Source organism: Micrococcus sp. 116, assembly GCF_902506395.1.
Classification (GTDB): Bacteria; Actinomycetota; Actinomycetes; order Actinomycetales; family Micrococcaceae; genus Micrococcus; species Micrococcus luteus.
The window spans coordinates 1209845-1234771 of the sequence record NZ_LR732370.1 but is presented as its reverse complement, the minus strand read 5'-3'; the positions used below and the strand labels follow the sequence as shown (position 1 = coordinate 1234771).

19 protein-coding genes, 1 tRNA gene, 7 pseudogenes and 1 other annotated feature are annotated in these 24927 nt (G+C 68.7%); of the genes and pseudogenes, 16 read left to right on the top strand and 11 right to left on the bottom strand.

Annotated elements, in window-relative coordinates; translation table 11 throughout:
* From cmk to CITRIK5_RS05700, 4 genes are all read left to right on the top strand, one after another.
* The gene (gene cmk / locus CITRIK5_RS05715; RefSeq protein ID WP_041102682.1) at positions 1 to 732 is read left to right on the top strand and encodes a (d)CMP kinase; all 732 of its coding nucleotides are present in this window, start codon (positions 1 to 3) and stop codon (positions 730 to 732) included.
* On the top strand, positions 729 to 2267 hold the full coding sequence (der, locus tag CITRIK5_RS05710; protein WP_159833239.1) for a ribosome biogenesis GTPase Der: 1539 nt from the start codon (positions 729 to 731) through the stop codon (positions 2265 to 2267). The genes cmk and der overlap by 4 nt, the downstream gene beginning before the upstream one ends.
* 105 nt (positions 2268 to 2372) lie before the next feature.
* A complete protein-coding gene (locus CITRIK5_RS05705; protein WP_061866970.1) occupies positions 2373 to 2852 on the top strand; it encodes a hypothetical protein in 480 nt (159 codons plus the stop codon).
* A 376-nt stretch (positions 2853 to 3228) separates the two neighbouring features.
* Positions 3229 to 3305, top strand: a tRNA-Pro gene (locus tag CITRIK5_RS05700).
* A gap of 270 nt (positions 3306 to 3575) precedes the next feature.
* Here CITRIK5_RS05700 and CITRIK5_RS05695 read toward each other — a convergent pair.
* The 4 genes and pseudogenes from CITRIK5_RS05695 to CITRIK5_RS05680 all read right to left on the bottom strand — a co-directional run bounded on the left by CITRIK5_RS05695 (position 3576) and on the right by CITRIK5_RS05680 (position 6820).
* Positions 3576 to 4840 (bottom strand): annotated as a pseudogene (locus CITRIK5_RS05695) (IS3 family transposase).
* Positions 4407 to 4541, bottom strand: a sequence feature (AL1L pseudoknot). It overlaps the preceding pseudogene by 135 nt.
* A 59-nt stretch (positions 4841 to 4899) precedes the next feature.
* Positions 4900 to 5097, bottom strand: a complete 198-nt coding sequence (locus CITRIK5_RS05690; protein WP_010078466.1) for a hypothetical protein — start codon at positions 5095 to 5097, stop codon at positions 4900 to 4902.
* Between the two features lie 44 nt (positions 5098 to 5141).
* The gene (locus CITRIK5_RS05685) at positions 5142 to 5474 is read right to left on the bottom strand and encodes a DUF3024 domain-containing protein (RefSeq protein WP_036315702.1); all 333 of its coding nucleotides are present in this window, start codon (positions 5472 to 5474) and stop codon (positions 5142 to 5144) included.
* Positions 5475 to 5536: 62 nt separating this feature from the next.
* Positions 5537 to 6820, bottom strand: a complete 1284-nt coding sequence (locus CITRIK5_RS05680) for an IS256 family transposase (protein ID WP_036337267.1) — start codon at positions 6818 to 6820, stop codon at positions 5537 to 5539.
* Positions 6821 to 6957: 137 nt separating this feature from the next.
* On the opposite strand from CITRIK5_RS05680, the pseudogene CITRIK5_RS05675 reads away from it, so the two are divergent.
* Positions 6958 to 7398, top strand: a pseudogene (locus CITRIK5_RS05675) (ISL3 family transposase); the annotation flags it as partial.
* Here the strand turns inward: CITRIK5_RS05675 and CITRIK5_RS05670 are convergent.
* Positions 7367 to 8739 (bottom strand): annotated as a pseudogene (locus CITRIK5_RS05670) (IS1380 family transposase). The pseudogenes CITRIK5_RS05675 and CITRIK5_RS05670 overlap by 32 nt on opposite strands.
* Before the next feature lie 172 nt (positions 8740 to 8911).
* Between CITRIK5_RS05670 and CITRIK5_RS05665 the strand changes: the two are divergent.
* Both CITRIK5_RS05665 and CITRIK5_RS05660 read left to right on the top strand, forming a co-directional pair.
* Positions 8912 to 10054, top strand: a complete 1143-nt coding sequence (locus CITRIK5_RS05665; RefSeq protein ID WP_159833237.1) for a calcium/sodium antiporter — start codon at positions 8912 to 8914, stop codon at positions 10052 to 10054.
* Between the two features lie 141 nt (positions 10055 to 10195).
* Positions 10196 to 11002 carry an IS30 family transposase gene (locus CITRIK5_RS05660; RefSeq protein ID WP_228070745.1) on the top strand — a complete coding sequence of 269 codons (807 nt, stop codon included), beginning with the start codon at positions 10196 to 10198 and terminating at the stop codon, positions 11000 to 11002.
* A gap of 107 nt (positions 11003 to 11109) precedes the next feature.
* On the opposite strand, the pseudogene CITRIK5_RS05655 reads toward CITRIK5_RS05660, so the two are convergent.
* Positions 11110 to 11385 (bottom strand): annotated as a pseudogene (locus tag CITRIK5_RS05655) (IS30 family transposase); the annotation flags it as partial.
* A gap of 419 nt (positions 11386 to 11804) precedes the next feature.
* Here CITRIK5_RS05655 and CITRIK5_RS05650 point away from each other — a divergent pair.
* The 3 genes and pseudogenes from CITRIK5_RS05650 to CITRIK5_RS05640 all read left to right on the top strand — a co-directional run.
* On the top strand, positions 11805 to 12215 hold the full coding sequence (locus tag CITRIK5_RS05650; RefSeq protein WP_044659891.1) for a four-helix bundle copper-binding protein: 411 nt from the start codon (positions 11805 to 11807) through the stop codon (positions 12213 to 12215).
* A gap of 96 nt (positions 12216 to 12311) precedes the next feature.
* The gene (locus CITRIK5_RS05645; protein ID WP_225348377.1) at positions 12312 to 12932 is read left to right on the top strand and encodes a class I fructose-bisphosphate aldolase; all 621 of its coding nucleotides are present in this window, start codon (positions 12312 to 12314) and stop codon (positions 12930 to 12932) included.
* A 46-nt stretch (positions 12933 to 12978) separates the two neighbouring features.
* Positions 12979 to 13155: pseudogene (locus CITRIK5_RS05640) on the top strand (transposase); the annotation flags it as partial.
* A 14-nt stretch (positions 13156 to 13169) separates the two neighbouring features.
* On the opposite strand, the gene CITRIK5_RS05635 reads toward CITRIK5_RS05640, so the two are convergent.
* From CITRIK5_RS05635 to CITRIK5_RS05625, 3 genes and pseudogenes are all read right to left on the bottom strand, one after another.
* Positions 13170 to 14320, bottom strand: a protein-coding gene (locus CITRIK5_RS05635) for an IS3 family transposase (RefSeq protein ID WP_159833235.1) whose coding sequence is annotated in 2 segments (ribosomal slippage) — positions 13170 to 14050 and positions 14050 to 14320 — 1152 coding nt in all. Because the reading frame shifts where the segments join, the coding sequence is not laid out codon by codon here.
* Positions 14321 to 14737: 417 nt separating this feature from the next.
* Positions 14738 to 16846, bottom strand: coding sequence for an acyltransferase family protein (locus CITRIK5_RS05630; RefSeq protein ID WP_081097732.1), 2109 nt, complete (start codon positions 16844 to 16846; stop codon positions 14738 to 14740).
* Between the two features lie 253 nt (positions 16847 to 17099).
* A pseudogene (locus CITRIK5_RS05625) lies at positions 17100 to 17303 on the bottom strand (integrase core domain-containing protein); the annotation flags it as partial.
* A gap of 402 nt (positions 17304 to 17705) precedes the next feature.
* On the opposite strand from CITRIK5_RS05625, the pseudogene CITRIK5_RS05620 reads away from it, so the two are divergent.
* Positions 17706 to 19013, top strand: a pseudogene (locus tag CITRIK5_RS05620) (AAA family ATPase); the annotation flags it as partial.
* 62 nt (positions 19014 to 19075) lie between these two features.
* Here CITRIK5_RS05620 and CITRIK5_RS05615 read toward each other — a convergent pair.
* On the bottom strand, positions 19076 to 20083 hold the full coding sequence (locus CITRIK5_RS05615; RefSeq protein ID WP_159833231.1) for an IS481 family transposase: 1008 nt from the start codon (positions 20081 to 20083) through the stop codon (positions 19076 to 19078).
* Between the two features lie 225 nt (positions 20084 to 20308).
* Positions 20309 to 20830: an adenine phosphoribosyltransferase gene (locus CITRIK5_RS05610; RefSeq protein WP_036316668.1), complete on the bottom strand. Its 522-nt coding sequence runs from the start codon at positions 20828 to 20830 to the stop codon at positions 20309 to 20311.
* 100 nt (positions 20831 to 20930) lie between these two features.
* On the opposite strand from CITRIK5_RS05610, the gene CITRIK5_RS05605 reads away from it, so the two are divergent.
* From CITRIK5_RS05605 to CITRIK5_RS05585, 5 genes are all read left to right on the top strand, one after another.
* Complete coding sequence (locus tag CITRIK5_RS05605; RefSeq protein WP_159833229.1) at positions 20931 to 22466, top strand: peptide MFS transporter; 1536 nt, start codon at positions 20931 to 20933, stop codon at positions 22464 to 22466.
* An 85-nt stretch (positions 22467 to 22551) separates the two neighbouring features.
* On the top strand, positions 22552 to 22938 hold the full coding sequence (gene gcvH / locus CITRIK5_RS05600; protein WP_002854607.1) for a glycine cleavage system protein GcvH: 387 nt from the start codon (positions 22552 to 22554) through the stop codon (positions 22936 to 22938).
* A gap of 101 nt (positions 22939 to 23039) precedes the next feature.
* Entirely contained in the window at positions 23040 to 23465 is a 426-nt protein-coding gene (locus CITRIK5_RS05595) for an FHA domain-containing protein (protein WP_002854606.1), read from the top strand.
* A 12-nt stretch (positions 23466 to 23477) separates the two neighbouring features.
* Positions 23478 to 24221 (top strand): MerR family transcriptional regulator, encoded by a 744-nt coding sequence (locus tag CITRIK5_RS05590; RefSeq protein ID WP_044659482.1) that lies wholly within the window; start codon positions 23478 to 23480, stop codon positions 24219 to 24221.
* The gene (locus tag CITRIK5_RS05585; protein WP_002854604.1) at positions 24214 to 24729 is read left to right on the top strand and encodes a bifunctional nuclease family protein; all 516 of its coding nucleotides are present in this window, start codon (positions 24214 to 24216) and stop codon (positions 24727 to 24729) included. The genes CITRIK5_RS05590 and CITRIK5_RS05585 overlap by 8 nt, the downstream gene beginning before the upstream one ends.
* The last annotated feature ends 198 nt before the right edge of the window (positions 24730 to 24927 follow it).

Here is a 24927-nt window from a genome sequence, read left to right as displayed (position 1 = left end):
ATGACCGAGCACACCCGCGACGACGTCGCACCCGCGCCGCTCGTGGTGGCGGTGGACGGCCCCTCGGGCTCGGGCAAGTCGTCCGTGTCCAAGGCCGTGGCCCGGCGTCTCGGCGCCGCGTACCTGGACACCGGCGCCATGTACCGCGCCGTGGCGTGGCACTGCCTGAACGAGGGCGTCGACCTGGCCGATGCGGAGGCCGTGGCGGCGGCCGCCGTCGCCATGGACCTGGACCAGTCCACCGACCCGGACGTCGAGGCCGTGCGGGTCGGCGGCACGGACGTCACCGAGGCGATCCGCGGCCCCGAGGTCACGGACACGGTCTCCACCGTCGCCGTGGTGATCCCGGTGCGCGAGGAGCTGCACCGTCGCCAGCGGGCGGCGATCGCCGCCGCGGGCCGGATGGTCGCCGAGGGCCGCGACATCACCACGGTGGTGGCCCCGGACGCCCACGCGCGCGTGCTGCTCACGGCGTCCGAGGCCGTGCGCACCGCCCGCCGCTCGGGCCAGCTGGCCGCGGCGGGGGAGACCGGCGTCGACGCTGGCACGCTGCACCGCCAGGTGGCCGGGCGCGACGCCCGCGACGCCACCGTGTCCACGTTCGACCGCCCCGCCGACGGGGTGGCGCTCGTGGACTCCACCGAGCTCGACTTCGAGCAGACCGTGGCGGCCGTCCTGGCCGCCGTCGAGGACCAGGCCGGCATCCCGGCCGTGAAGGGAGGCCGACGATGACCGAGAACCCCCAGCACCGCTCCGGTGAGGACGAGTTCGTCCCCGCCGGCGACGATCAGGTGGCCGAGCGGCTCGCCGCCATGACCGAGGAGGAGGCCGAGGCGCGTGCCGCGTCGTTGCGCGCCGGCCTGGCCGACTACGAGCTCGAGGAGGACGACGCCGCCCTCCTCGACGCGTGGCAGCTCGGGCCCGACGAGGACGTCGACGCGCCCGTGCCGCCCGTGCTGGCCGTCGTGGGCCGGCCGAACGTCGGCAAGTCCACGCTCGTCAACCGCATCATCGGCCGTCGTGAGGCCGTCGTGGAGGACGTGCCCGGCGTGACGCGCGACCGCGTCTCCTACGACGCCGAGTGGAACGGCCGCGAGTTCACCGTGGTGGACACCGGCGGCTGGGAGCACGACGCCAAGGGCATCCACCGTCGCGTGGCCGAGCAGGCCGAGCTGGCCGTGGACGTGGCGGACGCCGTCGTGTTCGTGGTGGACGCCACCGTCGGCATGACGGCCACGGACGAGGCCGTGGTCTCGATGCTGCGCCGCAAGGACCGCCCCGTGATCGTGGCCGCCAACAAGGTGGACGACATGGTCCAGGAGGCCGACGCCGCCACCCTGTGGTCGCTCGGCTTCGGCTACCCGTACCCGGTGTCCGCGGTGCACGGCCGCGGCGTCGCGGATCTGTTGGACGCCGCGCTCGAGGCGCTGCCGGAGGAGTCCGCCCACGGCGGTCTCGTGCCGCGCGGCGGCCCGCGCCGGATCGCCCTCGTGGGCCGGCCGAACGTGGGCAAGTCCTCGCTGCTGAACAAGCTGGCCGGCTCGGACCGCGTGGTGGTGGACGACCTGGCCGGCACCACGCGCGACCCCGTGGACGAGCTCGTGGAGCTCGGCGGACGACTGTGGCGCTTCGTGGACACCGCCGGCATCCGTCGACGGCAGCACATGGCCCACGGCGCCGACTACTACGCGTCGCTGCGCACTGCCTCGGCCCTGGACCGCGCCGAGGTGGCCGTGGTGCTGCTCGAGGCGCCGCAGGTGATCTCGGAGCAGGATGTGCGCATCCTCCAGATGGTGCTGGACTCCGGACGCGCCCTCGTGATCGCGTTCAACAAGTGGGACCAGGTGGATGAGGACCGCCGGTACCAGCTGGCCAAGGAGATCGAGCGGGACCTGGCGCACGTCGCGTGGGCGCCGCGCGTGAACATCTCCGCGAAGACCGGCTGGCACAAGGACCGTCTCGTCCCCGCGCTGGACCTCGCCCTGGACTCGTGGGACACCCGCATCCCCACGGGCAAGCTCAACGCGTTCCTCGGCGAGCTCGTGGCGGCCCACCCGCACCCGCTGCGCGGCGGCAAGCAGCCCCGCATCCTGTTCGCGACCCAGGTCTCGAGCCGGCCGCCCAAGTTCGTGCTGTTCACCACGGGGTTCCTGGACCCCGGCTACCGCCGGTTCATCGTGCGCCGCCTGCGCGAGACGTTCGGGTTCGAGGGCACGCCCCTCGAGATCGGGATGCGCGTGCGCGAGAAGCGCGGTCGCGGCCGCTGATCCGGCCCCGCCACCGACGACGTCCCTCGGCCTCCCGCGCCGGGGGACGTCGTCGTCCCGGCAAGCTCCCACAGTTCTTCCACCTTCGCCTCGTAGCCTGTGGGCATGAGCCTCATCCGACGTCGCCCCGCCGCCCTGTCCCTGGCCACCCTGGCCGCGCTCGCGCTGGCCGCATCCGGCTGCGCGGTCGACGACGGCGAGACCCGGGCCGCGCTGCAGAGCGCGGAGGACCGGCTCGCCCAGGCCGAGGACCGGATCAGCGAGCTGGAGGCGGACGCCTCGGACCGCGTGGACCTGGGGCAGCTGCGCCAGGAGGCGGAGGGCGCCCTCGAGGAGGCGGACCAGCGCGCCGCCGAGGTCGTCGAGGACCTGACGCGATCCCTGCCCTCCGGTTCGGACATCGTCGACGTCGAGGCCCTCCGGGAGGACGGGAAGGTGGTCATCGAGTTCGGCCAGTCCCTGCTCGAGGCCGATCCCCAGGTTCTCGAGGACACGATGCGGGAGGCGGCGGACCGGGCGCGCGACGCCATCCCGGACCTGGAGGACGTCGAATTCCGCGTGGGGGACCGGACCTTCACCTACTGATCCTGAGACGGCGCTCCGTGAGCCCCCGACACGCCTCTTCGACCCGCCCGGAACGGCGGATCGAAGCGGCCTGGCGTGTTACGCTTCACCCGTGCACGACTGCACCCTCAGTCATGAGAGGGTTCGTGCAGACCGCCAGGCCCACCGGTACGCCAGGGCCGCGGTCGCTGGGGGACTCTCGGTCGGGTGGCCCTCGGTCAAGGGATGAGGGGTTCACGTCTGTGAAGAGGACGTGGGCCCCTTGTTCACGTTCCGGGGTGTCACGCGTTTTGCCCCTGACGACGACGCCCCGGCATACCCGCTCCCGATTCGCGTCCGGCGGTGCGGGTGGGGTATGCTCGTCGGGTGCTGAAGCGCGGATGACCGCGATTCGCCACGGGCTATGGCGCAGCTTGGTAGCGCGCTTGACTGGGGGTCAAGAGGTCGTGGGTTCAAATCCCGCTAGCCCGACCACATTCCCACGGGTCAGAGTCCGCATCTGCCTGGGAATACGGAATGAGGCCCAGGTGCTCCGTCGAGGGGAGCGCCTGGGCCTCTTTCTGTGCCTGGCATATTCCTTAGCGCAAACCGATCGAGACAAACCCTACGGTTCGGCGTTCGGCTCGACTTATATCCCCGGGAATTCAGAACTTCCTCAGTGGCCGAGCGGCTCGATCCAAAATCGATCTCGTCGGTGACCAGAGCGTTGGCCCTGAAGCCCCCTGGGTCTGATGGAGACTCGCGCTATTTGATTCCGACCAGCTGTTCGCGGCCGGCTTCGACAGCATAGAACGTGTCCTCGAACTCGGCGGGTGGGACGTCGCCGAGGTAGCCGTGGAGGCGTTGCGTGTTGTGCCAGGACACCCACCCGAGGGTCGCGAGCTCGAGGTCCTCGACCGTCCGCCAGGGACCTGGCCGTGCGGGTCCGCGGACGTGCTCGGCCTTGTAATAGCCGTTCACGGTCTCGGCCAGGGCGTTGTCATAGCTGTCCCCGACGGTCCCGATCGACGGTGTCGCTCCGATCTCGGCGAGGCGTTCGCCGTAGCGAATGGAGGTGAATTGAGACCCCGCGTCGCTGTGGCAGCGCAGGTCCTCGTGGCGAGCGCCGCGGGACCAGCGGGCCATCTCGATCGCGTCGAGGACCATCTCGGTGCGCATGTGTGACGCGCACCGCCACCCGACGATCATCCGGGAGAACGCGTCGACGATGAAGCAGACGTACGCGACGCCGGCCCACGTCGGCACGAACGCCAGGTCGGTGACCCAGAGCCGGTTCGGGGCAGGCGCGGTGAACTCCCGCTTCACGAGGTCCGGGTGCCGCGCCGCGGTCGGATCTGGCCGGGTCGTCTTCACCCGCTTCGACCTGGTCGCGCCGTTAATCCCTGCGGCGCGCATGAGCCGGCCCGTCTGATCTCGGCCGATGTCGATCCCGGCGCGACGCGCGGTCTTCCAGAGCTTTCTGACCCCGTAGACGCGGTAGTTCGTCTCCTAGAGCTCGACCAGCTGCGGGATCAGCTCCTCGTCCCGCACCGCGCGAGCCGAGGGGGCGCGGGTCTTGGCGGCGTAGTAGCTGCTCGGAGCCACCTGCAGCAGCCTGCAGATGAGCTCGACTCCGAGCCGGCGAGCGTCGACCAGGTCATCCTTGTTCGCGTCGATGAACGCGACTACTTCCGGTAGTGGCGGTCGAGCTCCGCCCCGAAGAAAGACGCAGCACGCTTGAGGACCTCGTTGGCCCGCCGCAACTCCCGGACTTCCTGCTCCAGTTCACGCACCCGCCGCGCCTCAGCGCTGCTCACGCCAGAGGTGACGCCGTCGTCGATGTCGGCTTGCTTGACCCACATCCGCACGGACTCGACCCCGTACCCGAGCTGCGTCGCGACCCGATTGACGGTCCCATGCTCGGTCCCCAGCTCGGCACGCAGCGTCCTCACCATCCGGACCGCCGCGGCCTTCTCCTCCGGCGAATACCGACGCGTCGTCGGCTTCCCCGCTGTCTGCTCTTTCGGCATAACTCCATCCTCGTTTCCAAGGTCAGGAGTCTCCAACAAACCCAGGGCGCTTCAATCGGTCAGGAAGGCAGCAGGAGCACCTTGATGTCGTAGTCGAGCTTGCAGAGATAGAAGATCAACTCGACGACGGGACGGTGACTATCCCAGCGGGGCTGTGAGGGGCCGATCTCGCAGAACCTTGCGGCAAACTCAACCTTCTCGCGCGCGGCCGGGATCGATGCGCGGAAGGCCGCTTCATCCCATTGCTCTTCGCTCATACTCCCGACCGTAGCGGTGAGTACCGACACGGCCGTGGGAGCTCTCAGCCCCAGAAGATCGGATCCTGGTGGCTGCCGATGTAGTCGAGCAGACTCTGGACGTTCTTCGTCGGGCGCCTCTTCGTGTACTCGTGGAACTTCATGTGCCGGTCACGCCAGTAGATGCTCCACTGGCCGGTCTTGACGGTGTATCGCAGGCGCGCGACCGGGAACCGCGTCCAGTCGCCCTGCCCGTCCCACGGCGGCCGCGTCTCGATGATCGTGACGTGCCGGTCGGCGATCTCGGCTTCTACTCTCACCTGATCCCACAGGTGCTCGGGCACGCGTTCACGGCACCAGCGGCCGATGCGCAGCAGGTCGGTCTCGGGCATAGCCATGGTCAAGTCCTTTTGAGTGGTGTATCGAGGCTTTGTCGGGTTCCTCGTGGTCGGGTGGGTTGTCAGGCGGCGAGTGCCGCGTGGCCGGGGTCGTCGGTCATGGTGTCGCTGACCTGTAGGGCGGCTTGTTCAGCCGCGGCTTTCGCGGCTGCTTCGGCGAGCATCGTGTCGGTCGCGGTCAGCAATTCCAGGCTCATGTAGCGCCGTGATTCGGTCCATTCGTCGTGCTGCTCGGCCAGCACCGCGCCGAGGAGTCTAATCACCGCGACTCGGCTGGGGAAGATGCCGACGACGTCGGTGCGTCTCCGGATCTCCTTGTTGAGCCGTTCGTTCGGGTTGTTCGACCAGATCTTCTTCCACACCTCCTTCGGGAACTTCGTGAACGTGAGCACCTCATCGCGGGCGCCCTCGAGGTGCTCGGCAGCGGCCGGCAGATGGGTGGCCAGGCTGTCGATCATGTGCTCGTACTGGGCGATCACCGCCTCGACGTCGGGCTGGGTGTAGACGCTGTGCAGCAGCGCTTTCACCGCGGGCCACTGCGACTTCGGGCACACCGCCATCAGGTTGGCCGCGTAGTGGGTGCGGCAGCGCTGCCACTGCGCCGTCCCGAACACCGCCCCGGCCGCTTCGACCAGCCCGGCATGGGCATCGGAGGTGATCAGCTCCACCCCCGACAGGCCGCGGGCAGCCAGATCACGGAAGAACCCGAGCCACCCCTCCCTGGTCTCCGCGGTGCCCAGTTGCAGGCCGAGGATCTCGCGGTAGCCGTCGTTGTTGATGCCGGTGGCGACCATGGCGGCGACCTTGACGACCCGGCCGTGTTCACGCACTTTGAGCACGAGCGCGTCGGCGGCGACAAACCGATACGGCCCAGCATCGAGCGGCCGGGTGCGGAACGCTTCGACCTGCGCATCCAGGTCTTTACTCATCTCTGAGACCTGCGATTTCGACAGGCCCGTGATGCCGAGAGTCTGCACCAGTTTGTCCATCCGGCGGGTGGAGACGCCGAGCAGGTAGCAGGTGGCGACCACCGTGGTCAGCGCTGCCTCGGCGCGGCGGCGCCGCTCCAGGAGCCAGTCGGGAAAGTAGGTGCCTTCGCGCAGTTTCGGGATCGCGACGTCGATGGTGCCGGCGCGGGTGTCCAGGTCCCGGTGCCGGTAGCCGTTACGCCGGTTGGTGCGCTCATCCGAGCGGGCGCCGTAGGCGGCGCCGCACACGCTGTCAGCCTCGGCCGACAGCAGGGCATTGATGAAGGTGGTGAGCATCTGACGCATCAAGTCCGGCGAGGCCTGGGTGAGCAGATCGGACAGAAACGCCTGGGGGTCGATATCGTGGGGAGCGGTCATCGCGGGTGTCCCTTTCGAGTGGGATGTGAGAGTTTCCTCGAAAGCCTCCCGCGGTGACCGCTTCTACTTCGCGGTCGACACGCCAACCGGAGTCAACGTGCTGCGGGATTCGTACACCACTCTGCCGGACGCAACTGCGCCGCACCCTCCACACCGGGATGAGCCTGCTGACCGACCGCCAAAAAGAACACCTCAGCGTCCTCTTCGCCCACGAGAAGCACGCCGCGGTCGAAGCGGCCTGGGAGATCTACCAGGCCATGGTCGCCGCGTATCGAGAATTCGACCGCGCAAAGGCTAAGGCCAAGATGGAGAAGGTGATCGCGGCGCTGAGCAAGAAGGTCCCCGACACCCTCGAGGAACTGGGCAAGCTCGGCCGGACACTGACCAAACGCGCCGCCGACGTGCTGGCGTTCTTCGAGCGACTGGGCACCAGCAACGGTCCGACGGAGGCGATCAACGGCCGGCTCGAACACCTGCGCGGCTCCGCCCTCGGCTTCCGCAACCTCACCAACTACATCGCCCGCAGCCTCCTCGAATCAGGCGGCTTCAGACCCTTGCTACACCCTCAAATGCGATGAGCCTCGAATGCAGGATCTTGTGCCGACAGCGGCGCACGATGGTCGCGGGGATCTCGAACAACCGTGCGCGAAACCGTTTGGGCTCCCAGCGACGTGCATCATGGCCGGCCAGCGCGATGGCCTGGATCCAGGCGACGATGACGCCGGCGAGCTGGACGATCTGGCACCAGACCTGGTTCTGCGCGAATCCCTGCAGCGGGAACTTCATCAGGCCCATGTCCTTGGCGTTGCGGATCCGGTCCTCGCAGCGCGCGCGGCGGCGGTGACGCAGCTCCAGCACTGGAAGCTGGCCGCGTGGGGCGTTGGTCGCGAACGCAGTGATCCGCATCCCTTTGTGATCGGTGATCCGTAGCTGCACTCCGGGGTGGGGGCGTTCCTTCCTTACGGTTACCCGCATTCCGGGGGCCACCCGGGCAGGTCCAGTAGTCCGGTCAGTTCCGCGACCCATGCCCCATCGCGGATCCCTTCGGTGTCGGTGTCGTAGGCAGGAGTCCACGCCTTCGCCTCATCAATACGTTCCAACAGGTCAGGAGTGTTCGCGGGGAGGGTGAACCCGACTGAGTAGGCCAGACGCTGCCGCTCCAGCCAGCCCGCGAAGTCCTTGGGGCCGCCGGCCCCGTCGGTGCGAATCAGGACCTTTTTCGATCCCCGCCCGCCCCGGCCCAGCAGGGCCGGTGGGAGCTGCGCAAGGGCCAGACGGGTGACGGCGATGTGATCGCTGGCGGTGTTCGAGCCCGCGTTGCCGGGGCGAAGGTGGATCGCGAGCGGTTCCCCGGTTCCTTCGCTGCCGTGGTCCAGGAACGCGTACAGAGGGTGGTAGCCGAAGCCGCGTTTGAACGTCGGGGCGGCTTGCTCCTTCTCACTGTGGACGTTGATCAGGGTGGCGTCGAGGTCGATGACCAGCGGGGTCTTCGCGCTCGTCCCCTCGGCCGGGGAATGCTCGCCGGCCAGGGCCCAGGCCTGCTCGCGCGCGGTCCTGCGAGCCCTGGCGATCGCGGTCATCACGGCGGGCGCGTCCTCAGCGAGGGTGGTGAGCGTGCGGGAGATCGTTGGGGCCGAGGCGACGTCACCGAACAGACCCGGCTCGCACCGCAGCAGGTCGGTGTCACGGGCGACCTCCCCGCCCACCGCGAGAGTCATCGCGAGGTCCAGCAGGACCTTGGAGGCGTGATGCTCGGCCAGCGGTTTCGTCCATGAACCCAACGCTTCACGCAGCGAAGAGGCGAGGCCGGTGGCGTGGATCGTGTCGGTCAGCAGCACCGCGCCCGCATGCGAGGCCGCCGGGACCTCAGCGACGTCCACACGCGGGCGGGGGTAGAAGAACACGGTAGGGTGGGACACCTGAAAGGTGCTCCTTCCGGCCAGGGATTACGAGACTCGACACCCCGTATCATCCCAGGCCAGGAGCACCTTTCTCTATGACGCCCACCCGTCGAGACCACACCCCAGTGAAATCTCGAGGTCAGCGGGTGCTCGTGGCAGGGCCTGAACTGTGGTCCGTACACTCCTACTCATGGATGCGCTTGATATTGGACGGATCGTGGCCGGACTGGTGCTGCTGGTCTTGGGTGGGGAATTTTTGGTGCGTGGGGCGTCAGCACTGGCCGGACGTTTCGGGATTTCGTCATTGGTGATCGGTCTCACCGTAGTGTCAGCGGCGACGTCGGCACCCGAGTTCGCAGTGAGCGTCGGTGCTGTACTGCGTGATGAACCGGGGCTTGCCGTGGGCAATGCGGTTGGCAGCAACATCATTAATGTCCTGCTCATCCTGGGACTGTCCGCGCTGGTCGTTCCCCTCGCTGTAAAGCGGAGGCTGATCCGCTTTGACCTGCCCCTGATGGTCGTCTTGTCAGTTCTACTGCTCCTTGTGTCCCTGGATGGGAGGATCAGTGCGGTGGACGGGCTGATACTATTTTTCGGTGTGGTGGTCCACACCATAATGTCCGTGGTGATTAGTCGGCGGGACGCCAAGACCGCGGTGAATGCCCGGGAAGGGACAGGAGATTCGGCAACCGTCGATCCAGCCGACGAGGAACGGGCTGCGCTAGGCGCCTCGGTCAGCAGGTCGCTCTTCTTTGTGCTGCTGGGGGTCGCGTTGCTGGTCGCCGGTGCCACGCTGCTCGTGGAAGGAGCAGTGAACATAGCCACCACGTTGGGCGTAAGCAGCCTCGTGGTCGGACTGACCGTTGTGGCTGTCGGGACATCGCTGCCCGAGCTGGCGACGTCCATCATTGCCGTGCGTCGCGGTGAACGCGACCTAGCGGTGGGCAACGTGGTCGGCAGCAATATCTTCAACATAGGGGTAGTGCTAGGACTAACCGCGCTCATCTCTCTTGAGGGCATTCCCGTATCCGGCGCCGCAGTGGCCTTCGATATCCCAGTAATGCTGGCGGCCGCAGTGGCACTACTGCCGATCGCGTTCACGGGCTTCGCGGTGGCGCGTTGGGAGGGCGGCTTGTTCGTGGTTTTGTACGCCGCCTACACCGGATACCTTGTGCTGGCTGCCACAGCGCACGATGCACTGGAGGGATTCACCGTAGCCATGGCGTGGTTCGTGCTGCCGTTAATCGCACTGACGCTCATTTCCTTTACAGCCTACGAAATCGGGCTCCGCAAGGGACGCCGAGACCTGGACCAGACCACGACTTCGACGTAGACCGTCGAGTGCATTCGGCTGCTGGCTTCATTCAGGTCGTCGGCTGAATGTAAATCGGCAAGAGATGACTGTCGGTTGGTGGTGTCATAGCGTCGTAGCAACACTCCCGGTCGGTGGGGGCTCGAGGCGAGGAGGCCTGGGATGGTGCGGCGGCGGCTCACGTTCACGGAGCGGATGGAGATCTCGACGGGATCGAAGGCCGGGTGGGGAGTCCGGAAGATCGCGTCTCACCTGGGTAGATGCCCTTCGGTGGTCTCCAGAGAGCTTCGACCGAACTCGACGAAGACGCGCGGCTATCAAGCCGTGACCGCGGACGTGAAAGCGCAACGCCAGCGCTCTCGCCCACAGGTCCGGAAAGTGGCAAAGGACCCGGTACTCGAGGCCCGCGTCAACGCCGACCTCGCAGCGTCATGGATGCCGAACGAGATCGCGGGTCGCTTGCGTCTGGAGGCCGCAGACCCGACCGTTGAACGCATGGCGAACTCTCCCGACGCTCAGGGCCGCACCGTCAGCGGAGAAGCGATCTACCAGTACATCTACGCGATCCCCCGCGGAGAACTCGCCAAGCGTGGGATCTTCTTGCAGTCCAAACGGACCAAGCGCCGGCCCCGCACGCACGGCCGCTCCCGAGGCGGGCCGATCGTGGGGATGGTCCCGATCGCGGAGCGTGGCGAGGACGCGGCGAAGCGGCGGGTACCCGGGCACTGGGAGGGCGACCTGATCATCGGGAAGAACGGGTCCTCGTGCGCGGCGACGCTGGTGGAGCGGATGAGCGGGTTCACCGGCCCGCTCGCCCTGCCCTCGAAACACGCCGAGGGCCCCCGCGGACGCGGTGATCGAGTACTTCACCGAGCTGCCCCGGATGATGCAGACCTCGCTGGTAAGGGACCAGGGCAGCGAGATGGCGCACCACGCAAAGGTCTCCCCTGGGCTGACCCCGTTTCGTAGGTCCAGTCGTTATGAGAGTCGTCCTGTTGCCCGCGGTCGCGGGCAGGGAGACTGGTCAGATCATGACGAACAGCAGGAAGCGTCACACCCCCGAGCAGGTCGTCCGACCGGCCGGTGGGCTCGGCTAAGGACAGCGGGGTCATCCCGCCAGCGTGACGGAACCAGCGCGCCCCGACGGGCCAGGACACGCCCACAGTCAGGGATGCCTCGACCGTGGTGACACCGGTGGCGATTACACGCCAGAACTGGCGTTGGACCTCCCGTGAGGGCTGCGGCCTGCCAGGAGAGCGCATCGGGGCCCGCAAGGCCCGATCCGCTCTCCACTGCCGACGTGTCCCCTCGGGCACGTCACTGATCTTCCTCGCCCAGTCCTTGCTTGCCATCGCCCATACCTCCAGTGATTCCGAGAGGGTGTTGCGACGACCGATTGAATCCACCTTGCGATCCTCGGTCCGAATGCACCCGGCAACCCTGCACCGGCGGCCTCGACGCCCCTGGTCGGATCGCATAAGCGCTCTTCCCGACACCGACCGTCCGGTCCGACAGGATCCACGTTGAGGCGAGCCCTGCTGGTCCTCCCCGTCGGCGTGGTCCTCAGGGCCGTCGGCCGGGCTGAGGGGCGGCTGGTCACACCTGCGTCATCCCTGCCCGTAAAGGAGTCCGCGGGCCTCCGTGGCCGGCGATCTTCACGGAACCTTCAAGGTTGAGCCCTTCACCCGCGTCGGCGGGGCGGTCTACAGTCGATGAAAGGGCGGGCCGGCGAAGGCCGGTGCGTCGGATCAGATCGACGAAGGAGCACATCATGACCCATCACGTGAGCGCCATGCTGGAGACCTACCCGAAGGAGGTGGGGAACATCGATCGGCAGAAACTGGCCGAATGCATCCAGGCCTGCTTCGAGTGCGCCCAGACGTGCACCGCCTGCGCGGACGCCTGCCTGGCCGAGGACATGGTCGCCGACCTGAGGCAGTGCATCCGGTTGAACCTGGACTGCGCCGATGTGTGCGCCGCCACAGGCCGGATGCTGTCCCGGCAGACCGGCACCAACGTCGAGACCACCCGCGCCCTGCTCGAGGCCTGCCGGGCCGCCTGCAAGACGTGCGGGGACGAATGCGAGAGCCACGCCCAGATGCACGAGCACTGCAAGGTGTGTGCCGAGGCCTGCCGCCGGTGTGAACAGGCCTGCGCGGACCTGCTCGTCACCCTGGGTTGAGCCTGCTGATGACCGTTCCCCCTTGAGGGCGGCCAGTCGTCCATGACGTGCGCAGGGAACCCGGACCACCGTGCTCCCTCGCCGCGGAAGGCTCCCATGGACTCGGAGAAGTATCAGAGGGTCAGGAACGGTGCCGGATTCGTCGCGGCGCTGGACCAGAGCGGGGGCAGCACCCCGGCGGCCTTGCACCTCTACGGGATCGACAAGGATGCCTACTCCGGCCCAGAGGAGATGTTCGACCTGGTACACCAGGTGCGCACACGTATCATCACCAGCCCCAGCTTCGACGGTGAGCGCGTCATGGGGGCCATCCTGTTCGAGAACACAATGAACCGCCAGGTGGAGGGTTCCCCCACGGGCGACTACCTGTGGAACAGCAAAGGCATCGTGCCCTTCCTCAAAATCGACCAGGGCTTGGCCCCGGAACAGCAAGGCGCCCAGCTCATGAAACCCATCCCGCACCTGGATGACTTACTGTCTCGAGCCGTCGAAAAGCACATGTTCGGGACGAAGATGCGCTCGGTCATCAAGCTGCCCGGGGACGGGGTGGGCTCCGTCGTGGAGCAGCAGTTCGGGCTCGCCCGTCAGATCCTCGTTACCGGGCTGGTGCCCATCATCGAGCCCGAGGTGGATATCCGCAGCCCCCGCAAGGCCGAGGTGGAGGACCAGCTCAAGGCGGCAATCCTCGCCCAACTGGACAAGCTCGGAGACGACTAGGGCGTGTCTGAGAATAGATGCACGAGTCAGCTGAGACCCTGGGGACATGTCCCGGTTCCAGATGCTCTCTGACACCCAATGGGAGTTGATCGCCCCGATGCTCCCGACCCGGACCGGCCGCGCCGGCAGGCCGTTCGCCGACGCCCGCACCATGGTGGAGGCGATCATCTACCGGTACCGGTGCGGAATCGCTTGGAGGGATCTGCCCGAGGTCTACGGGCCCNTGAGCCGCCCCCTTCATTCGGTCCGGACGTTCTGTGAGTCGCCGGTTTCCATTTGATGGGTGCACTGCCGAGCGTACTCGGCTGGGGTTAGGTAGCCGAGCGAGGAGTGCCGGCGGTGGTGGTTGTACTCGTCCTTCCAGTCGCCGATGATGACCTGTGCGTGCAGCAGCGAGTAGAAGCTGTTGATGTTGAGGCACTCGTCGCGGATCCGGCTGTTGAACGACTCGACGTACCCGTTGCGCCACGGCGAGCCCGGAGGGATGTAGGACAGGCCGGTGCGGGTGCCGGCCCAGTCGGCCATCGCCTCGCTGATGAACTCCGGCCCGTTGTCCGACCTGAGCACCGCCGGGGCGCCCCGGGCGGCGACGAGGTCCTCGAGGTGGGCGGTGAGTCGGTCGGCGGTAATCGAGCGCTCCACGAGCCCGCCGATGCACTCCCGGGTGTGTTCGTCGACGATCGAGCAGATCTTGATCGGCCGTCCGTGCTCGTCGACGTCGAACTGGAAGTCCACCGCCCACACCACGTTCGGCGCGTCCGCCGTCGGCGCGTCGACGGTCGAGGACCCGACGCGCTTGCGTCGACGCCGCTGCGGGACCCGGAGCCCTTCGTCACGCCACAGGCGTTGGATCTTCTTGTGGTTCACCACCCACCCCTCGGCGCGGGCGTCGTGATACGCCCGCCGATACCCGTAGCGGGGATGGTCCTTCGCCCAGGCGCGCAGCCACTCCCTGAGCGCCCGATCCGGGTCCGCGACCGTGTCGCCCTTGAGCGGTCGCCGGTACGCGGAGCGGCTCAGCCCGACCAGACGGCACGCCATCCGTTCGCTCACCCGCAACTTGCGCTTGAGGTGATCGACGGCGGCGCGGCGCCTGTCCGGGCTTAGAAGTTTCCCTCAGCCAGCTCCTTGAGCGCGGCCTTCTCCAGCTCCGCTTCCGCGAGCAGACGCTTCAGGGTCGCGTTCTGCTTCTCCAGCTCCTTCAGGCGCTTTGCGTCGTCGGCCTTGAGGCCGCCGTACTGGTTCCGCCACCGGTAGTACGTCTGCTCGGACACCCCGAGCTCCCGGCACACCGCCGCGACGTCCTGACCATCGGCGAGCATCCTGTCGGCCTGCCCGAGCTTACGGACGACCTGCTCGGGGGTGTGACGCTTCCTGCTGTTCGTCATGATCTGACCAGTCTCCCTGCCCGCGACCGCGGGCAACAGGACGACTCTCATAACGACTGGACCTACGAAACGGGGTCAGCCCANCGGCATCCTTCATTCAGGGCCTCTTCCTCGCTGGATTCGATTCGACACCGATATCCAACCCGGGGAGGAGGCCCCCGCCGGCTCACGACGCGGCGGGCAACGAGCAACGCGGGCAAACCAGATGGCCAGCACCGGGCAGTTCCCGTGGCCATCACTGGGCAGTCCTCATGGCCGTCAGCGGGTCATTCCCTGGCCACCTATGGGCAGCTTTTCATGGCCGCTTACACGCATGCTGCCCACCTCTTCGAGGCCGATAGAGGAGCGGGAACGGACTGAGGGTGTCATCAACACCCGCACCATTCCCATCCCTTGATCAGCGCGCTCGAGAGAGCCTCAGCGTCCTAGACGCATGCCGTCATGCTCCAGGGCCGCCAGCGCACGCTCGATGAAGACGGGAGCAAGAGTCTCTACATACGTTGGGGTGAGGTGGTTGTCGTCCCAGTACACATGGACGTTGCCCACCGTGGGCTGGCACTGACGGCCCGGGCAGATCATGTCGTTCAGCTGCACCTGCGCGATGCGGGGATGAGCATCGGCCAGTCCGGTCAGGGGGCTGGTGTTCGGATCGAGCACGGTATGCGTCCAGCGGCATGTCGCCGCATCGATCCCGTGTGTCCTTCCGCAGGTTGTGGGTGATCCGGCCGCGAACCGGGGGTTGTCCCGGAGTGCGAGGACATGGGCACCCGTCCCCGCAATCTCCTCCATCCGCCCGACCATCCCCGGGGTGAGCATCTCCTCGTCCTCATAGGTGCTGCGTGTGCCCTGCATGAAGACGACGTCCGGGCGTACATGCTCCACGACCAGGTTGAGGTCCGCGAGGAAGTCCGGGCACTTCGGGGAGTCGTCCACCTGCTCCTCCATCGGCGCTACCAGGCAGCTGCCCCGCGTATAGCTGACGACCTCCAGCCGTCTTTCCTCACCGAGGCGCCGGAGAGCGGGGGACCACTGCATCACGTGGCTGTTGCCGGCCATCAGCACGACGCCGGCCGGATCTGCTTGTGGGACGAGGACATGGCACGACTCGGCTCCGACCTCGGTCAACTGTGCTTCCAGGGCGGGGTCGCACTCCTCGGGGTACTCGGGGAAGGGGTACCGTCCCTCCACCACGGGCAGAACGGGGGCACCGGGGTCTCCAGCTGGCTCGTAGTCGGGGCGCAGGACGGCGGCGCCCGGGTTGTTCCGGTCGGCCGCCTCGAGGACTCGTGCGGACTCCGCTGCCTCGGCGCCGCGCCACAGGGTCACCGGCGCCACAACGAGAGCGGCGCAGGTCCCCAGTACGACGGCGGACCGCCAGGCGGCCGTCTGGGGCCAGCCCCACGCTCGTAGCGGACGCTCCACGCGCACCGAGAGGAGGAGGGCCGCGCCGAGGGAGACGACGACGAGAACGACGCCTGCGGCCGCGCCGGGTTTCTGTGACCCCGTGAGGACGGAATAGGTGATGAGCAGCGGCCAGTGAATGAGGTAGAGAGCGTAGGCGGAGTCACCCAAGCGGGTGAGCGGGCGGGAAGCCAGTACCCGGTCCACACCGAAATGGGAGCCGCTGGTGCCCGCGACGATCACAGCAGTGGCCGACATCAGCGGCCACAGCGCGATCCAGCCGGGGAAGGCGCCCTGGACGTCCACCACGACGCCGACGGCGATCATGCTCGCGAGCCCTGCCCAGCCGAGGAACACCCGTGTGCGCCGTCCCAGGTGAATGAATGGAAGGACGAGCGCCAGGAGGGAACCGAGGGCGAACTCCCATAGGCGAGCCCGAGTGTCGAAGTACGTGAACGCCTGGTTCTGGGAGGTCTGGGTCACCGACCACAGCAGGGACACGACGAACACCGAGGCGAACGCAGTCGTGAGGACGGCTCGGGGCCGCGCCCCGGTGCGGCGGGCCACCAGGGCTGAGACAAGGAAGAGGAGCGGCCACAGGATGAACACCTGCCCCTGGACCGACAGCGACCAGAAATGCTGGAAGGGGGACAGCGAGGTGTTGTCGGCGGCGTAGTAGTCGACGGCATTGAACGCCAGGGCCCAGTTTTCCACGTAGAGGGCCGACGCCAGCGCCTCCGTCCGCCACGAAGCACGGTCGGCCAGCGGATACACCGTGGCAACGGCAACCAAGGTAAGCAAGATCGTCAGCACCGCCATGGGCATGAGGCGCGTGAAGACGTGAAGCCAGTAGCGCCCCACCGCGAGGGGCCTTCCAGCCTCCATCTTGCGGGTGAAGGAGCCTGTCAGGAAGAAAGCCGAGATGAACAGGAAGATGTCGACGCCGCCCGACACCCTGTCCGTGAAGATGTGGAACACCACCACCAGAAGGACGGCTACCGCGCGCAAACCCTGGATCTCCGGTCGCCAGTCCGCCTGCCTTCGGGCCACCACAGGAGTCGAATCGGGCCCATCAGCCGCGTGTCGGGGGCGGTAGCCGCGGGGATAGACGGACGGATTGGTCATGGTGGCCTCAGCAGTGTCAGAGGGATGGGAAGGCAAACGGCAACATCATGCCTGAGGGTGATTCTTTCGAACGGGAAGCTGACCAGCGGATTAAGGCTCGTGGCCCAGCCCTCACGTCGCACAACGGCGCCCGCACCCTCGCGCGGTAGGGCGCGGGCGCCGTCGTGGAGGTGAAAGGGAACGCCTCAGGCGCAGGCGTCGTCGGCCTCCCCGGACTACTGCTCACTGAAGCGCCCTGGGTTCCGTTCCGAGGTCAGGATGCAACGGGCGCTGAATCCTGATCGTGAGTGTAAGCCGCCTCAACCTCTGCGGGAGTGTGATAGCCAAGGGCCTCATGCAGGCGGGTGGTGTTCCACCAGTGCACCCACCCCATGGTGGCCAGCTCGACCGCCTCGGTCGACTCCCACACCCGCTTGGCGTGGATGAGCTCGGCCTTGTAGAGCCCGTTCACGGTCTCCTTGAAGCGTCCCGGGTTTCGTGCCGCTCCTATGTGGGTGTGAGCCGCCCCCTTCATTCGGTCCGGACGTTCTGTGAGTCGTCGGTTTCCATTTGATGGGTGCACTGCCGAGCGTACTCGGCTGGGGTTAGGTAGCCGAGCGAGGAGTGAGCCGCCCCCTTCATTCGGTCCGGACGTTCTGTGAGTCGCCGGTTTCCATTTGATGGGTGCACTGCCGAGCGTACTCGGCTGGGGTTAGGTAGCCGAGCGAGGAGTGCCGGCGGTGGTGGTTGTATACAACCACCACCGCCGGCACTCCTCGCTCGGCTACCTAACCCCAGCCGAGTACGCTCGGCAGTGCACCCATCAAATGGAAACCGGCGACTCACAGAACGTCCGGACCGAATGAAGGGGGCGGCTCAGAACCTGATGGCCGAGGCCGCCCGGCAGACCACCGGCTACAGGTTCGCCTCCACCGAAGACCGGGAAGCGATCGTCGGCCTCGTGGTCGACGCCGCCGAGTCCGTGTCGCTGCGGCTGACCCCGCCCGAGCTCGCTTCGAGCCCCGCGGCGTTCCGCCGCCCGGATGGCACATCAGTGTTCCGGCCGAAGCACTCGGCCGTGTTCTCCTCCGAGGTTCTGCTGGCGGCCGAAGACCGCCTCCTCGAGCGCGCCCGCACCACTACCGGCCCGACCGTGCCGTTGGCGACGGTAGAGCGGATCACGGCCCGGCCCGACCGGGAGGGCCGCACCCTCGGCCCGGACCAGGCGGACGCGTTGGCGAGGATCGCGCTGTCAGGCCGGATGATCGACGTGCTCGTAGGGCCGGCCGGGGCTGGGAAGACGACGGCGATGAACGCGCTGCGCCGAGCGTGGGAGCACGAGCACGGCCGAGGCTCTGTCGTCGGCCTCGCTCCGTCCGCGGTCGCGGCGCACGTCCTCGCCGACGACCTCGGGATTGCCGCCGAGAACACGGCGAAGTGGCTGGACACCCACGACCGCACCGGGGCCACGTTCCGCCGGGGGCAGCTCGTCATCGTCGATGAGGCGTCGATGTCCGTCACCCTCGCCCTCGACCGCATCACCGCCCTCGCCACCGCGGCCGGGGCGAAGACGTTGGTCGTCGGGGACTACGCTCAGCTCCAGTTGCCGACCGCGGCCGGCGCCTACGCGATGCTCGTCCACGACCGGGATGACGCCCCCGAGCTCACCGCCGTGCACCGCCTCGCCCACGCCTGGGAGAAGACTGCCTTCCTCGGCCTGCGCCACGGCGACACCAGCGTCATCAACGCCTACGCGGACCACGGCCGCATCGCCGAAGGCGACAGCGAGGCGATGGTCGAAGTCGCCTACCGGGCGTGGCGCGCCGACACGCTGGCCGGGCGGGCGGCGGTGCTCGTGGCCGACTCCAACGAAGCCGTGCTCGCCCTCAACCGGCGAGCCCGCGCCGAGCTGATCCTTGACGGCATCGTGAACGCCCTCCGCGAAGTCGAACTGCACGACGGCACCCGCGCCGCCGCCGGGGACACCGTCATCACCCGACACAACGACCGGCGCCTGCGCTCCGGGCGTGGCTGGGTCAGCAACAGCAACAGGTGGACGGTCACCGACGTCCGCGACGACGACTCCCTCGCCCTCCGCCGTGCTGGCCGGAAGCGAGGTGGCTCCGTCGTGATCCCGGCCGACTACGCGGCCGAGCATCTGGAGCTCGGCTACGCCGTCACGTCGCATTTTCGGAGAAGTATGAACGGTCTGGACGCCTGGGGGTCAAGAGGTCGTGGGTTCAAATCCCGCTAGCTGTAGGAGGGCATGACGTTGTTGACTCGGGCCGGTGCCAACGAGGCCGGAGGAGCGTCTCCGCAGGAGGTATGAGGCCGATGATAGTTGTAGTGGTTCACCCACACCGCCAGGGCCTCACGCCGAGCTTGCTCTGAGGAGTACGGGCGGGCGTAGAGGACCTCGTCCACCATCAGCCGGTTGTACCGCTCGACCTTCCCGTTATGGCGCGGGGTGTAGGGGCGGATCCGGTGATGCCGGCCCCCGAGCGAGACCACCTTCGCGGTGAAGTCCACGGCCCGGTAGTTGTTCCCGTTGTCCGTGATCACCCTGTCGATCCGGATGCCGTGGGCGGCGAAGAACGCCCGCGCCCGGCAGAAGAACCCGATCGTGGTCACCGTCCGCTCATCCTCCAACGCCTCGGTGTAGGCCAGGCGGGTGAACCCGTCGATCGCCGAGTGCAGGTAGGTGTAGCCGACCCGTCGGCCAGGCCCGCGCTTGGCTGCTCGCGCGTTCTCGGAGTCCCGTCCGTGAGCACGCCAGCCGCCCCCGTCAGGGATGCGCCCGATCTTCTTCACGTCCAGGTGCACCATGTGCCCCGGGCCGCGGGCGGTGATCTTCTGTGGTCGTTGGCGCAGGTCCTCACCCGTGGGCGCGAGGTCTGGCAACCGGGAGATGCCCAGCCGGTGCAGCCACCTGCCCACCGTTCGGAGGCACACCCGGTGGCCTTCAGAGACGAGGTGGTGATGGATGCGCCGTGCGGACCACTTGCGCTCCCGGCGCAGGGTGAGGATCTGGGCGACCAGGACCGGATCGAGCTGGGCAGGTGAACGGTGCGGCCGGCTGGGCAGGTCCTGAAGGCCGGCTTCTCCCTGGGCGCGGTAGCGGGCGACCCAGGTGGCCACCGTGGGCCGGCTCACCCGGAACTCGGCGGCCACGTGTGCCTGCGGGATCCCGTCGTGCAGGTGGCGGTGGACCATCCTGAGACGGCCGGTCGGGGTCAGGGGTGCGTTAGCGTGAGTCATGAGTGGGTCTTCTCGGGCAGGTCGGTGGTGTAGGAACTTCCATCCTGCGGGAGAGGCCCACTCGTCTCATCTCAGCCCGGTACCCATGTCAAGAACCTCATGACCCACAACAGCTAGCCCGACCACGTCGACGAAGCCGGAGTTCAGCAGTTCGGGGCTCCGGCTTCGTCGTACCCGGCGCGGAGCAGCCTGGTCCGCCACTCTCCGTCGGTCGGGCGGGGCGGTTCAGGACGCGAACAGCACGTGCGTGTCCGGCACGACGGCCCGGCCGCCAAGGGCCGTGAGCTCCAGCAGGCAGGCCGCGCCCACCACCTCCGCGCCCCGCGCCTCGATGAGCCGTCGGCCGGCGGCGAGGGTGCCGCCCGTGGCGAGGACGTCGTCGAGCAGGAGCACCCGTGACCCGGCCCGCAGGTCTTCCGACACCTCGATGCTCGCGTTCCCGTACTCCAGCGTGTAGTCCGCACGGGCCGCGGGAGCCGGGAGGCGCCCGGCCTTGCGCAGCGGCACGAGGCCGGTGCCGGTCAGGACGGCGGCCGCCCCGGCGAGCAGGAACCCGCGGGCCTCGAGGCCGGCCACGAGGTCGAACCGCCCCTCGAACGGCGCCACCAGGGCTTCGACGCACGCCCTCAGGGCGCGGGCGTCCGCGAGCAGGGGCGTGATGTCCTGGAAGGCCACGCCCGGGCTGGGATGGTCGGGGACCACGCGGATGAGGGAGCGGGCACGGGCGATCTCGGAGGTGACGGACACGGCCTCCACTCTAGGACGGACGCCGCCCGGGCCGCGGATGTGATCGGCGTCATCGGGCGGGGAGTTTGCTCTGGCTCCCTCAGGGGAGGACAGTAGATCGGTGGAAAATCCCCAGAATCCTCTCGCGGGCCGCGTGCCCGACGTCGAGCCGTCCGCCCGCGTGGCGGCGTCGACGGCCACCCGTCCCGACGACGCCACCCCCGACTGGCTCGGCCGCCCGTTCCTCGGCCAGCCCGGCCCGCTGGCGAACCTGTTCTCCGTGGAGCTGTGGGAGCGCTTCTCCTTCTACGGCATGCAGGCCATGCTCGTGTACTACATGTCCTGGACCGCCGCGGAGGGCGGCCTCGGGATCGACCCGGCCGTGGCCACGGGCATCGTCGGCGCCTACGGCGGCATGGTGTACGTGTTCTGCATCCTCGGCGGCTGGGTCGCCGACCGCCTGCTCGGCTCCGAACGCACCATGTTCATCAGCGCCGTCGGGATCATGTTGGGCCACATCGCGCTGGCCCTCGTCCCGGGGGTCCCGGGCCTGACCCTCGGCCTCGTGCTCGTCGCCGTCGGTTCGGGCGGCCTCAAGGCCAACGCCACGAACCTCGTCGGCTCCCTGTACTCCCGCGAGGACCCCAAGCGCGACGCCGGCTTCTCCATCTTCTACATGGGCGTGAACATCGGCGCCCTCTTCGGCCCGCTGCTCACCGGCCTGGCGCGCGACACGATGGGCTTCCACGTGGGCTTCGGCCTCGCCGCCGCCGGCATGGCCATCGGCCTGGCGCAGTACGCCCTGACCCGCAAGAACCTGCCGAGCACCGTGCACCGGGTCCCGGATCCGCTGCCGCGGTCGCAGTACGGCCGCTGGGGCCTGATCGGCCTGGGCATGGTCGCCGTCGTCGTGGCCCTGTTCCTCACGGACGTCATCACCCTGGACAACCTCTCCGACGCCGTCGTCGTGCTCGCCGCCGTCGCGGCCATCGCGATCTTCGCGGTCCTGCTGACCTCGACGAAGGTCTCGGAGGAGGAGCGCTCGCGCGTGAAGGCGTTCATCCCGCTGTTCATCGGCACGTCCGTGTTCTTCGCCCTCTTCCAGCAGCAGTTCACCGTGATCGCGCTGTACTCCGAGCACCGCCTCGACCGGAACCTGTTCGGCTGGCTCATGCCCATGGAGTGGGTCAACTCCATCAACCCGATCTTCATCATCGTGTTCGCCCCGGTGTTCGCCGCGCTGTGGACCAAGCTGGGCGCCCGCCAGCCCGCCACGCCGGTGAAGTTCGGCATCGGCATCGTCCTGATCGGCATCGCCTTCCTGCTGTTCATCCCGGTGGCCGACGTCGTCGCCGTGCCGCTGCTGTGGCTGACGCTGATCCTCTTCGTCTGCACCATGGGCGAGCTTCTCGTCTCCCCGGTGGGCCTCTCCCTGGCCACCAAGGTCGCCCCGCGCAGCTTCCCGGTGATGATGGTGTCGCTGTACAACCTGTCCGTCGCCCTGGGCACGGCCCTGGCGGGCTCCCTGGCCGGCTCCTACTCGGAACAGAACGAGGTGGGCTACTTCGGCGTGATCGGCGCGGTCACCCTGGGCGTGGGCCTGCTCGTGCTGGCCATCGCCAAGCCGGTGCGTCGCGGCATGCGCGGCGTGCTCTGAGCGCGCCAGTGGCGCGAATCACGCGCCGCTCGGTAGTCTGCGAGACGACGTCATCACTCCCGACCACGCAAAGGACGCGCACTCCATGAGCTCCATCCCCGAAGGCCTGAAGTACTCCGCCGAGCACGAGTGGATCGCCGAGGCCGGTGCCGCCGGCACGGTCCGCGTGGGCATCACCGACTTCGCCCAGGATGCGCTGGGTGACGTCGTGTACGTGGACCTGCCGGAGGTCGGCACCGAGGTCACCGCGGGCACCGCGGTGGGCGAGGTCGAGTCCACGAAGTCCGTCTCGGACATCTACGCCCCGGTCTCCGGCACCGTGGCCGCCGTCAACGACGAGCTCGACGGCGAGCCCGGCCTGGTCAACTCCGCCCCCTACGAGGGCGGCTGGCTGTTCGAGATCACCCTCGCGGACGAGGCCCAGCTCGAGGGCCTCATGGACGCCGAGGGCTACGCCTCGCACACCAGCTGAGCCCCGTCCGCCCTCGCCCCGCCGCTGGCCGGCGGGGCGACGGCGTCCCCTTCGTCTCTCCCTCCGGCGCCGCGGCGCCGGCCCTCGCACAGGAGCACCCCATGAACCAGCCCGGACGTGAACCGGACCTGTCCACCTCCGCCATCAACCTCACCGAGCTGGCGCCGCTGGTCTCGGCGGACCTCACCCGCGAGGAGTCGGACGCGATCCGCGCCCTCCCGGCCGGTTCCGCGCTGCTGCTCGCCCACGAAGGCCCGGACCAGTCCGCCCGCTTCCTGCTGGACGAGGACGTGGTCTCCGTGGGGCGCCACCCGGACGCGGACATCTTCCTCGACGACGTCACCGTCTCCCGTCGTCACGCGGAGTTCCGGGCCGAGGACGGCGGCCATCGGCTCGTGGACCTGAACTCCCTCAACGGCACCTTCGTGAACCACGACCGCGTGGACGAGATCCTGCTGCGCTCCGGGATGCACGTGCAGATCGGCAAGTACCGGCTCACGTACTACGCCGGACCGGCGCGGGGCTGAGCCGCCATCCCCGTGACCGATCCGCGCCCGCGCCCCGACGCCGTCCCCACCGCCCGCCCTGCGGGCCGGCTGGGCATCGGCGAGGTGGTGGCCGCCCTCGAAGCCGAATTCCCCGGCGTCTCCGCGTCCAAGGTGCGCTTCCTGGAGGAGCGTGGCCTCGTCCTGCCCGAGCGGACCCCCGCCGGCTACCGGCGCTTCCGGCCCGAGGACGTGGACCGGCTCCGGTTCGTCCTCGCCCTGCAGCGCGACCACTTCCTGCCGCTCAAGGTGATCGCCGAACACCTGGCCGCGCTGGACCGCGGTGAACGCCCCACCGGCCTGCCCGGAACCGCGGCGGTCCCGGCGTCCTCGGACGCGGATCGGCTCGGCCGCGAGGTCGCCGGGGGCCGCCGGTCGTGGACACGCGCCGAGCTCGCCGCCGAATCCGGTGCGGGCGAGGAGCTGCTGGCCGAGCTGGACCAGTACTCACTCCTGCCCGTCGATCCCGACGGCGGCTACCCGAGCCACGCGATGGACGTGGCCCGGGCCGCCGTCGTGCTCGCGGGCCACGGCCTGGAGCCGCGGCACCTGCGCCCGCTGCGGGCCGCCGCCGACCGCGAGCTGGGCCTGGTGGAGCGCGCCGTCGCCCCGCTGCAGGCCCGCCGCGATGCCGGCACCCGCCCCCGCGTGGCCCGCTCGGCACGGGAGATCGCGCAGGCCAGCCTGCGGCTGCACGCGGCCCTCGTGGCCGAGGGGCTGGAGCAGTGGGATGACTGAGCCGCGCCCCGTGCCCGCCGACGACGTCGGCGACGTGCCGCTCTCCGTGCTCGGCGTGCGCGTCGAGCTGCCCGAGCAGCACCATGTGATCCTGCTGGTGGATCCGCCCGGCCGCACGATGGTCCCGCTGTGGGTGGGCGCGCCCGAGGCCGCCGCCGCCGCGCTCGCACTCGAGGGCGTCCGCGCGCCCCGGCCCCTCACCCATGAGCTGCTCCTGGCCGCCGTCGACGCCCTGGGCGCCGAGGTCGTGCGGGTGCGGCTCACCGAGGTCCGGGACGAGGTCGTGCACGCCGAGCTCGTGCTCTCCACGGGCGCCCGGGTCGACGCCCGCGCGTCGGACGCCGTCGTGGTCGCCCTGCGCGCCGACGCCCCCGTGCTCGGCAGCCCCGCCGTGCTCGCGGACGCCGGCATGCCGGCGCGGACGGGGGAGGAGGACGCCGGCCAGGAGCGCGCCGTCGAGGACTTCCGCGACTTCCTGGACACGGTGCGCCCCGAGGACTTCGCCTGAGCGGAGCCGGGGCGACACGGCGCGGCCGCGCCGCCGGCTTCGTTGACCGCCCCCGGACCCGCGCGTACCTTCGAGGGGAAGAGGGCCCCGCCACCCGGGGCGCCTCCGTCGTCCTCCCCACGGTCACCGGGGAGCGCCGCCACGGTCACCGGCGGCACATGACGGTCGCGTCCCCTTCCCGCACCGGGGGCCCCGCAC

Coding starts and splice junctions, on each gene's coding strand:
- cmk (WP_041102682.1), top strand. CDS start 1: ATGACCGAGCACACCCGCGACGACGTCGCACCCGCGCCGCTCGTGGTG.
- der (WP_159833239.1), top strand. CDS start 729: ATGACCGAGAACCCCCAGCACCGCTCCGGTGAGGACGAGTTCGTCCCC.
- CITRIK5_RS05705 (WP_061866970.1), top strand. CDS start 2,373: ATGAGCCTCATCCGACGTCGCCCCGCCGCCCTGTCCCTGGCCACCCTG.
- CITRIK5_RS05690 (WP_010078466.1), bottom strand. CDS start 5,097: ATGAGCGAAGAGCAATGGGATGAAGCGGCCTTCCGCGCATCGATCCCG.
- CITRIK5_RS05685 (WP_036315702.1), bottom strand. CDS start 5,474: ATGGCTATGCCCGAGACCGACCTGCTGCGCATCGGCCGCTGGTGCCGT.
- CITRIK5_RS05680 (WP_036337267.1), bottom strand. CDS start 6,820: ATGACCGCTCCCCACGATATCGACCCCCAGGCGTTTCTGTCCGATCTG.
- CITRIK5_RS05665 (WP_159833237.1), top strand. CDS start 8,912: ATGGATGCGCTTGATATTGGACGGATCGTGGCCGGACTGGTGCTGCTG.
- CITRIK5_RS05660 (WP_228070745.1), top strand. CDS start 10,196: ATGGTGCGGCGGCGGCTCACGTTCACGGAGCGGATGGAGATCTCGACG.
- CITRIK5_RS05650 (WP_044659891.1), top strand. CDS start 11,805: ATGACCCATCACGTGAGCGCCATGCTGGAGACCTACCCGAAGGAGGTG.
- CITRIK5_RS05645 (WP_225348377.1), top strand. CDS start 12,312: ATGGACTCGGAGAAGTATCAGAGGGTCAGGAACGGTGCCGGATTCGTC.
- CITRIK5_RS05630 (WP_081097732.1), bottom strand. CDS start 16,846: ATGACCAATCCGTCCGTCTATCCCCGCGGCTACCGCCCCCGACACGCG.
- CITRIK5_RS05615 (WP_159833231.1), bottom strand. CDS start 20,083: ATGACTCACGCTAACGCACCCCTGACCCCGACCGGCCGTCTCAGGATG.
- gcvH (WP_002854607.1), top strand. CDS start 22,552: ATGAGCTCCATCCCCGAAGGCCTGAAGTACTCCGCCGAGCACGAGTGG.
- CITRIK5_RS05595 (WP_002854606.1), top strand. CDS start 23,040: ATGAACCAGCCCGGACGTGAACCGGACCTGTCCACCTCCGCCATCAAC.
- CITRIK5_RS05585 (WP_002854604.1), top strand. CDS start 24,214: ATGACTGAGCCGCGCCCCGTGCCCGCCGACGACGTCGGCGACGTGCCG.